The following is an 8,976-nucleotide window of genomic DNA, read 5'->3' as shown; positions in this document are numbered from 1 at the left end:
GCCCTAAAGAATATAGAGCTGAAGCCGCTTAGCTGGTTTTTATTATTTTCACTGTCTACTTGACAGGGTGCAGTTCATTGATCTCAGCTGCTTTTTTCTTTTTTTACAAAAAAGACTTCCCCATCATCTTGCAGCTGTGCGAAAAAGACCTCTTTAACATCTTGATAACCCGCACTCTTCAATTGCTGATCTAACCAATCATCTGACAAATTGTATTCTTTAAAAGGCTGATCTATTTTTTCTCCGTTCGAGATCAACATAGCCGGTAAATATTGCGGAGCTTCTGGCGGTATGTTTAGATCTTCTTTTGTGACAGAATCTTTGAGCGGCTTCTTTAACACACTGAGTTGTCCGTTAGGCTCCATGACAGCATATTCTACCTCAGTAATATCAAAGACCGCACTGATCCTGAGCAGCATCAATAAGTCATCCATAGACATCTGCATGCGTTTAAGCTCTTTTTGCATAATCTGCCCTTTTTTTATAACGATAGTCGGCTGACTCTTAGTTAGTTTTGTAAGCAGGGGGGAATGGCGATTGAGAAATTCTATGCCGAACACGGCCAACGCCCAGAAGCTCAGAGACGCCAAACTTTCCCAAACCGTAATCTCTTTATGAACGACCATGTCTCCGATGATATTTCCCATTGCGATACCTGTTGCATAGTTAAAAAAAGTAAGCTCACCAAGCTGCTTTTTTCCGAGCAATCTCATGAGCATCAATAAAAAGGCAAAGCCTAGAACTGTTCGGTAGATCGTGATTAAGATTCCTTCCATCGTCATCCCTCATTTAATATGTGCTGTTATCAGGATGCCCAAAGTAAAATAAGACAAACAAAAAAGAGCGAACATATTGTCCGCTCTTCTCTTTATTTGCCAAAATGCATACGGAAATGGATCAATTTTTTTAACATAAAGAATGCTAAAACGCCACCTATTGCTGCGGATAGATAATAGCCAATAAGTGATCTAGAATCATAGTCGCCAAATATACCGCCACCTAACATACCGAATGTTAGAGCAAAGCATAATACAACGCCAAAGGTGAAGAATCCTCTTCCTTTTTCAAAAACAAGTAATCTACCGTTGTTTTCGTTCTTTGTTCTGCTAAAGAGCCATGTTCCAAAAGCTACGGATAGAATCGTATAAGCGAGTGGGATCAGTAACATGACATATGGTATATGTGAGGAATCAGTAAAAGAATTATCTGAGAGATCTATATAATAACGAAATTCTATAATAGGAATTGGCAGTGTGAAACTGTTGATCAAATCGTTAAATAATACAGTAGATGGTGAATTATGATTGATAGAAATCCCGTGATATTCTAAAAATGAAACTATAAGAGATATAAAACCGAGTGGAAAGAATAAAAAGATCCCACTCAATACTAGTTGAGAAATTAAATTTCCTGCAATCGTTCCAATAAAAAGACTAAAAGAGAAAATAGCGATCGAGAACGGAATAACCACCAACATGAATTTCAAAAGAAATGCAGCATCTGTTACTTCTGAAAGAATAGTAAACTTTACAATTAGCATACATAATAGCAAGTTAATTAACAGACCTGTTATGATATGACCTACTCCAAAAATCCATTTTGATAGAAAGATATCTTTACGTTTAAAAGGGAGTGAGAACGTTAGGTCAGTCGCATGAGTCGTTCTTTCACTGCCAACTAGAAGAGCAGCTAATCCTACGATAAAAAATAAGAAAACTACGATATCTGCACCAGTAAAATGAAAGTTTAAGAAATAGTTTTCAGGTGCATCCGCATAAGGATCATTTTTTTGAGTTAACATGGTTTGGGCTTTTCCAAAAAAAGAATACGGCAGAAACAGAAACAACGAAATATAGATTCCCCAAACAGCAGGGCTTCCAAGTTTTTGGTTCCTCATCCACAATGCTTTATGAAACATGTGATTCACCTCCAAGTGTTGAAATGAAAATATCTTCGAGTGTCATAGGTAGTTCTTCTAGTAATAATGGGTTCTCCTGATTCAACTTTTCAAGTGTCGCGTCAATGTTACCTTTGATCATCAATGTATAGACACGTCCTGTTTGATTTATGATGTTCACGTTGTTCAATTGCTCAATCTTTTCAGGCAAAGAGTGTTTGTAAACAACTTGAACTTTACGGAACGATGTTTTCGCATCCTCGATAGAGGTTGTGGATTCAATTCGTCCTTCTTTAATCATGATAAGAACATCTGCCATCTTCTCTACTTCCTCTAGATGATGAGTAGAGATGAGGACGCATAGCTGTCGCTCGCTCACTTCTTCAATAATAAATTGCAAGATATTTCTTTTCACGATAGGATCAAGTCCATTTGTTGGTTCATCTAAAATGATCAGATCCGATTTCGTTGAAAAAGAAAGGATCATTAAGAACAGCGCCTTCATTCCTTTGGAGTATGTTCTAATCTTTTTATTCTTAGGAAGTTTAAAGCGGTCTAGAAGAGAGTAGAAGTACACAATATCAAAATCTTCATAAATCGCATCATAAAGCTTTACGATCTCTTTAACGCTATAGCTCTTTAAAATCTCAGTTGAGTCAGGTACATACGTAATCTTTTGTTTGATCTCAGGATTTTGATGAATATTTGTATCATTAAAGAGCACTTGCCCCTCATCTGGATCTAATATCCCTGCGATTACACGAAGCAGCGTAGACTTTCCAACACCGTTTCTTCCGACCAAACCTGCAATCGTACCTGGTTCAAGTGTAATGTTCACATGGTCTAACACTTGAGACCCTTCTATCGTTTTACTGATATTATTCACTCTCAGCATGATTGTCTTTACCCCCAAGCTCTTCTGAATAGTTTTTCAACCACTTTGATAATGTTTGGTGATCGATACCTAGATAGGAAGCTTCAATAAATAGCTGTTTCAGCTGTTGTTTCAGTTCCATAATCTTCTGATCATCTGCTTTAGGTATGATAGAAGCGGAAACGAACGTGCCTTTGCCTCTCAAGGTCTCAATAATCCCTTGGCGCTCTAATTCTTGATAAGCCTTACTCACTGTATTTGGATTGATCAGTAATGTTCCTGATAGTTCGCGTACCGAAGGCAATTTTTCTTCTGGCAACAAAATTTCTCGCAAGATCAATTCCTTGATCTGATGAACGACTTGTTCCCATATAGGTGTATTGCTTCGGGGATCTAAATTTAATATCATGTTATCCCACCTTTATATACTATATGTGTGTATTACTGTGTATAGTACACTTATAACATACAAGATTAGTAAATTTATGTCAACGTACATTTCTTTACTTTTTTTGAGTAGGATTACTACAATGAAAGAAGGAGGGATGAGACGTGAAATCGATTATTGATGATGCAAAGTTACTTATTTTTGACTTGGACGGAACGTTATATGAAGATACAGACCATTTTGATTATTACTGCCGTTTGTTACAACAAAGAGTGTCTGATGAGAAACAGAAAGCTTTTTGGGATACATATGAAAATATGAAGAAAGGAACACATCCCGTTGCGATCGGTAAAGTGTATGATATCAAGAATGATGCAAGTATTACGGTTGATCCTATGACACTGCAAGTAACAAAAGTAACATCCTTTGATGGAGAAGAGTGGTCACAGGATAGAGTAAGAGCAGAATTCTCAGGGGAACTTGTGTATGACTTCGAACGATTGATTGCGATTGGTGATGGATGGTGGCTGCCATATGCTACAGCTATGCATTTCGGCCTGAAACAAGCAGATACGTGGGAATGCTACAACGCTACAAAAAATTATATGGTAACCGATCAGTTCCAGCTATCGAAAACACCAGGTCTTAAACAGGCATTACAACGTTTAAAAGAGAAGAAAAAGGTAGTCCTCTTAACGAACAGTGAAAGAGAAGATGTGAAACGCTTGTTACATGAGTTAGAGCTTCATGACCTGTTTCATGCTCTTTATACGGAGAGTGAAAAGCCGTTAAAGACAAAAGAAAAATTAAAGTCGATATTGAATGAATACGGCATACAGCCACATGAAGCAGTATCGATTGGTGATAATTTTATTAATGAAATCGCACCAGCACTTTTAATGGGATTAAGAGCGGTATACATTCAGCCTAATTCCACTGAAGTAGAGCATGAAAACCTTCATGTCGTTCCAACGTTAGCCAATGCTCTCTAAGATTCTCAAAGTATTTTATGAAAGCTTGTTCTAATTTGGACAAATCGCCCTACACTTTATAGTAGGTAATAAAGGGGGGCGCATGCTTTGAAAAAATCGTTATGGTTTGTAATCGGCTTTGCTATATACGCGGGTTTGATGTGGTTTTACTTGTTTCAAGGAGCAGACGCAAACTTGCCTGTTGATCTAAAAGGATCTGCTGCGGATCCAGCAGTCTTTATGACTGACCGTGAACTAGAACTTAGCACTGATTTTTCAAGGATCAAAGATTTCATCTACTTTATTTCTGTGCCGCTCGAATGGTTGATCTATCTGTTTGTTCTAGGGTTCGGATTATCTAAATGGTTCCGAAAAGCTTCCAGCGGGTTAACAAGATTCTCTATTGTACACACAGGTCTTTACGTGCTGTTGCTTTCGTTTGCTAGCTGGGTGTTAACATTCCCACTCCGCTACTACAGTTTCAATGTTTCCAAAAGTTACAATATATCCGTTCAATCGTTCCACAGCTGGATGAGGGATGGACTAGTAGATTTCTGGATCAACTGGCTGTTAACAACTGTGATGGTCGCTGTTATGTACTGGTTGATCAAGAAATACGAAAAAAGATGGTGGCTTTACGCGTGGCTGCTTTCCGTGCCATTTACTTTGTTCTTGTACTTTATTCAGCCCGTTGTAATTGATCCCTTGTATAACAAGTTCTATCCGCTTCAGGATGAAGTGCTAAAAGGAAAAATTTTAGATATAGCAGAAAGAGCTGACATTCCGGCTGAAAATGTTTATGAAGTGAACATGTCTGAAAAAACAAATGCATTAAATGCTTATGTTAATGGAATCGGATCGAACCTGCGAATCGTCCTATGGGATACAACACTAAATAAATTGAGTGATAACCAAGTCTTGTTCGTAATGGCCCATGAGATTGGACATTATGTGATGAACCATCTGTATTGGAACTTGATCTCATCTGTTGTCCTATCGTTCTTAGGATTATGGCTCGGAAATATCATCTATCGAAAATGGGTTGAGAAGTACGGAAAGTCATGGGGTATAAAAGGAATAGGAGATCTAGCGGCACTTCCCGCACTGCTATTGATCTTTTCTCTGTTAAGCTTTGCTGTATCTCCAGTCGAGAATGCGGTTTCGAGAAAAGCAGAACGTGACGCTGATCTGTATGCGATTCAGATGACTAACAACCCGAAAGCTGCAGTAGGGGCTTTCCAAGAACTCGCGACCGTTTCTTTAAGCGAAGTGAACCCACCGAAGATTGTAAAATGGTTTTTATACGGTCATCCGACCATGCTGGAGCGTATTCATTTCTTGGATAGTTATAAAACGAGTAAAAGGATGGAATAAAAATAAAAACTGGCTTCTTTGATAGTGGAAATGCCACTTCAAGGAGCCAGTTTTTTGTGGATGTATTCGATGAGGAGTGAAGAAAATGTTGAGTGAAATGTGTTTGTGATCGATTCTCGGGATTTATGATCGCTTCTCGAGATTTATGATCGTTCCTCAAAATTTATGATTGATTCCCATATTCCATCTCTACTTTTCCTAGCTTCTCCACATATCGCACCATCACATGCTCTTAGCTTGTTCACTGCACAGCTTTCAAACTAACATTTGGCAGGACCAGTACTTCTACACGACGATTTTTTGCTCGACCCTCTGGAGTTTTATTCTCTGACTTTGGACGATACTCTCCATAACCGCTTGCACTGACTTGGTTCGGTTTCAATGAAGGATTCTCGAGCAGAACGCGCATAAAGTTGATCCCTCTTAAAGCGCTGAGTTCCCAGTTCGATTGAAAGTTTGCCGTGCTGATCGGAACGTTATCCGTATGACCAGCGATAACAATATCTCGTGGTGGCGTAGTCACGAGTAGATCAGAAAGTTTTTTCCCGATCTCAATAGATCCAGGCTTAACTGTAGCACTTCCAGAGTCGAACAGAGCATTATCTAAGATGGTGATCAACAAGCCGTTTTCTGTCAGCTTTGTTTGCAGACTAGAATCAAGTTTGTTTGTTTCAATATAGGCATTGATCTTTTTCTCCATCTCTTCTAATTGTTCAAGTTCTTTTTTTGCTGCTTCTAGTTGTTCTTTTTCTTCCTTAGATATGACTTCTTTTTGAGCATCAGGTATGGGAGTAGAGTCGGGAGAAGGAATGGGTACTTGTTCTTCCATGACGCCTGTTCCGCCAGTGAATTCATTTCGAAAAGCACTTGCCATCTGTTTGAACTTTTGAGCATCAATCTCACTCATAGCAAACAATACGATGAACAAAGCCAACAAAAGCGTGAGCATGTCTGCATAAGGAATGAGCCAAGATTCATCCACATGTTCATCATGATGCTTTTTCTTCTTAGCCAACAGAACCACCTGCTTTGTATTGATCACGTTCGCTAGTTGGAATATACGTTAACAATTTTTCTTCTAAAATTTTTGGTGAAGTTCCGTCTTGAATAGATAACAATCCTTCGATCATGATCTCTTTAATCATGATTTCTTTTTTTGATTTTCGTTTTAACTTGTTAGCGAAAGGGTGCCACAGTACGTAGCCAGAAAAAATACCAAATAAAGTAGCGATAAAGGCTGCTGAGATCGCTTTACCTAAAGCGGTGATGTCGGCCATATTTCCAAGTGCTGCAACCAATCCAACTACCGCACCTAATACGCCAAGAGTCGGTGCATATGTACCTGCTTGCGTAAAGATCGTGGCGTTGCTCGCATGACGTTCTTCCATCGTTTCTAAGTCTTTCATTAAGACATCTTTAATAAATTCAGGAGGCTGACCATCCACGATCATCTTAATTCCTTGTTGAAGGAACGGATCATCCACTTCTTCAGCTTTAGGTTCTAATGCGAGCAATCCTTCTTTACGAGCGACGGTTGCCCATTCAATAAAAATCGTTACAAGCTCTTTCATATCGATGAGCTTTTGTTCCTTAAATAAAATCTTGAAAAGAGCAGGAATCTTTTTGATTTCGTTCAACGGAAATGCGATGAGGATAGCTGCTGCAGTTCCGGCAAATATAATAAGCAATGCAGCTGGGTTCAATAAGGCTGTCGGACTTGCGCCTTTTAAAAACATTCCGACACCTACAGCCAATATGCCTAGAATGACTCCGATTAATGTTGTGCGATCCATAATGATGTTCCTCACTTTATCTTTAAATTCTGTATCTTTTTCTCGAACTATATTTTCTTTTATATCGGAAAGATAAAGGGAAACTTAATGATAAAAGTTGGAAAAAATGTGATCCAAATTGCTTTATTTAACGTTATCTTTATACATCCATCGTAAAAAAAGACAAATACTGCCTCATTTTGATATGATAGATTTATTCTGTGAGCAGTAAAGGAGACAAAAGATGGGTAGAACTTCTGATTACGAACTTTATCTAAAAGTTCAAGAAGAAAATAAAGAAGCCCTTGAAATGCTGTATGATCGATATGAGAAGCTATTGTTTTCTTTTTCATTTAAAATGTTGAGGCAAAAAGAGTTAGCCGAAGAGGCTGTTCAAGACGTTTTTATGAAACTGTGGCGAAAAAAGGGACTCTATTCAGAGGATAAAGGGAAATTTTCTTCATGGCTTTTAACCGTTACACGAAATGCCTGTATTGATCTAATACGAAAGCAGCAAAAAAATGAAGTTGAGATTTTAGAAAAAGATATAGATTACGAACGAACTGAGAGTGTAGAAGAGACCGTTACATGGAACGAGGAAAGAGAGAGCCTGAAGGAAGCCGTTTCTTCTTTAACAGAAGAGCAGCAAGATATTGTAGAGATGTTCTATTTCAAAGGCTATTCACAATCAGACATTGCAGAGCGAAAGAACATTCCTCTCGGTACAGTAAAAGGAAGGATTCGTTTAGCACTGAAACATTTAAAAAAGATCTATCGAGAGAGGAGGGATAAATATGGAACAGAAAACTTGCGATAATCTGCTGGAATATTATAATGGCTTGCTAGAAGGTAAAGAAAAAGATGCCTTTGAAAAACACTTAAAGCAATGCGATGCATGTCAAGAAGAATGGGCAGAATGGCAAGACCTAACAGCTGATCTTCCATATTTATCAGAAGAGGCACAACCTCCGGTTGGTATGAAAGAACGTATTTTAACAAATGTTACGGCTTCTCACTCAAACTTCACACATGAAGAAAAGCAGTCTGTTAACAAAACTGAGGAATTCCCAGCAAAGGTTTCTCCTATTACCCAACGCAAATCAAAACCATGGATGCAAGGTTTACTTGCAGCTGGTCTATTGTTATCACTTGGTACGAATGCTTATCTATTTAATGAGAACAACAAAAATGAACAGGTGATCGAAGAGCAGATCAACAAAACGTTCAAGACAGTTCAACTTGCGTCTGAAGAGACAGATTCAACAGGTGTAGCATCAATGGTACAAGAGAATGATACGATGAACCTTGTTGTTCAGACGAATAATCTAACTCAGGTCAAAGGAACCGAGACTTATCAGGTTTGGCTGATTGAAGGAGACAAACCTTATCGAGCTGGCACTTTCACACCAGACGAAAATGGAAACGGTGCAGTGGTGTTCCCCGTGAAATTTGAAGGTGAACACAATTGGGATGCAGTTGCAATCTCGCATGAACCAACTCCAAACAGTAAAAAGCCAGTTGGCACGATTGTGATGGCCTCTAATTTATAAGTACCCGGGAGACAACAACTTAAACATAAGTTGTTGTCTTTTCTAATTTTCAGGACAAATGACCCGCTTTTACGCTTGTCACTCTTTACTTATGAGCGTAGGAGGAACTTTGCAGTTGCAGTATGAAATCCTCTATAATGAATTTTAGTG

Annotated in this window: 10 protein-coding genes; 4 read left to right on the top strand and 6 right to left on the bottom strand. The window is 38.6% G+C overall.

Features of this window, described 5'->3' with window-relative positions; all coding sequences use genetic code 11:
- Positions 1 to 83: 83 nt before the first annotated feature.
- From H9648_RS07275 to H9648_RS07260, 4 genes are all read right to left on the bottom strand, one after another.
- Positions 84 to 776, bottom strand: a complete 693-nt coding sequence (locus H9648_RS07275; protein WP_191753199.1) for a YetF domain-containing protein — start codon at positions 774 to 776, stop codon at positions 84 to 86.
- Positions 777 to 868: 92 nt separating this feature from the next.
- Positions 869 to 1,918 (bottom strand): ABC-2 transporter permease, encoded by a 1,050-nt coding sequence (locus tag H9648_RS07270; protein ID WP_191753198.1) that lies wholly within the window; start codon positions 1,916 to 1,918, stop codon positions 869 to 871.
- The gene (locus H9648_RS07265; protein ID WP_191753197.1) at positions 1,908 to 2,792 is read right to left on the bottom strand and encodes an ABC transporter ATP-binding protein; all 885 of its coding nucleotides are present in this window, start codon (positions 2,790 to 2,792) and stop codon (positions 1,908 to 1,910) included. The genes H9648_RS07270 and H9648_RS07265 overlap by 11 nt, the downstream gene beginning before the upstream one ends.
- Entirely contained in the window at positions 2,776 to 3,180 is a 405-nt protein-coding gene (locus H9648_RS07260) for a GntR family transcriptional regulator (protein WP_191753196.1), read from the bottom strand. The genes H9648_RS07265 and H9648_RS07260 overlap by 17 nt, the downstream gene beginning before the upstream one ends.
- A 143-nt stretch (positions 3,181 to 3,323) precedes the next feature.
- Here H9648_RS07260 and H9648_RS07255 point away from each other — a divergent pair, with 143 nt between their 5' ends.
- A complete protein-coding gene (locus H9648_RS07255) occupies positions 3,324 to 4,151 on the top strand; it encodes an HAD family hydrolase (RefSeq protein ID WP_191753195.1) in 828 nt (275 codons plus the stop codon).
- An 87-nt stretch (positions 4,152 to 4,238) separates the two neighbouring features.
- A complete protein-coding gene (locus tag H9648_RS07250) occupies positions 4,239 to 5,504 on the top strand; it encodes a M48 family metallopeptidase (RefSeq protein WP_225218764.1) in 1,266 nt (421 codons plus the stop codon).
- A gap of 241 nt (positions 5,505 to 5,745) precedes the next feature.
- Here the strand turns inward: H9648_RS07250 and motB are convergent, their stop codons facing one another.
- On the bottom strand, positions 5,746 to 6,522 hold the full coding sequence (motB, locus tag H9648_RS07245; protein ID WP_404825662.1) for a flagellar motor protein MotB: 777 nt from the start codon (positions 6,520 to 6,522) through the stop codon (positions 5,746 to 5,748).
- Positions 6,512 to 7,297 carry a flagellar motor stator protein MotA gene (motA, locus tag H9648_RS07240; protein ID WP_137790478.1) on the bottom strand — a complete coding sequence of 262 codons (786 nt, stop codon included), beginning with the start codon at positions 7,295 to 7,297 and terminating at the stop codon, positions 6,512 to 6,514. The genes motB and motA overlap by 11 nt, the downstream gene beginning before the upstream one ends.
- Before the next feature lie 223 nt (positions 7,298 to 7,520).
- Here motA and H9648_RS07235 point away from each other — a divergent pair, with 223 nt between their 5' ends.
- Together H9648_RS07235 and H9648_RS07230 are read left to right on the top strand one after the other, a co-directional pair.
- A complete protein-coding gene (locus H9648_RS07235; RefSeq protein ID WP_191753193.1) occupies positions 7,521 to 8,093 on the top strand; it encodes an RNA polymerase sigma factor in 573 nt (190 codons plus the stop codon).
- Positions 8,071 to 8,826, top strand: coding sequence for an anti-sigma factor (locus H9648_RS07230; protein WP_191753257.1), 756 nt, complete (start codon positions 8,071 to 8,073; stop codon positions 8,824 to 8,826). The genes H9648_RS07235 and H9648_RS07230 overlap by 23 nt, the downstream gene beginning before the upstream one ends.
- Positions 8,827 to 8,976: the final 150 nt, after the last annotated feature.

Source organism: Fictibacillus norfolkensis (assembly GCF_014836645.1).
GTDB lineage: Bacteria > Bacillota > Bacilli > Bacillales > Fictibacillaceae > Fictibacillus > Fictibacillus norfolkensis.
Note: the sequence above shows the minus strand (reverse complement) of the source record. Positions and strands in the feature narration are given on the sequence as shown.

Excerpts from the sequence above, each read along its gene's own strand:
- H9648_RS07275 (WP_191753199.1), bottom strand. The coding sequence starts at position 776 with ATGGAAGGAATCTTAATCACGATCTACCGAACAGTTCTAGGCTTTGCC.
- H9648_RS07260 (WP_191753196.1), bottom strand. The coding sequence starts at position 3,180 with ATGATATTAAATTTAGATCCCCGAAGCAATACACCTATATGGGAACAA.
- H9648_RS07230 (WP_191753257.1), top strand. The coding sequence starts at position 8,071 with ATGGAACAGAAAACTTGCGATAATCTGCTGGAATATTATAATGGCTTG.
- motA (WP_137790478.1), bottom strand. The coding sequence starts at position 7,297 with ATGGATCGCACAACATTAATCGGAGTCATTCTAGGCATATTGGCTGTA.
- H9648_RS07270 (WP_191753198.1), bottom strand. The coding sequence starts at position 1,918 with ATGTTTCATAAAGCATTGTGGATGAGGAACCAAAAACTTGGAAGCCCT.
- H9648_RS07235 (WP_191753193.1), top strand. The coding sequence starts at position 7,521 with ATGGGTAGAACTTCTGATTACGAACTTTATCTAAAAGTTCAAGAAGAA.
- H9648_RS07265 (WP_191753197.1), bottom strand. The coding sequence starts at position 2,792 with ATGCTGAGAGTGAATAATATCAGTAAAACGATAGAAGGGTCTCAAGTG.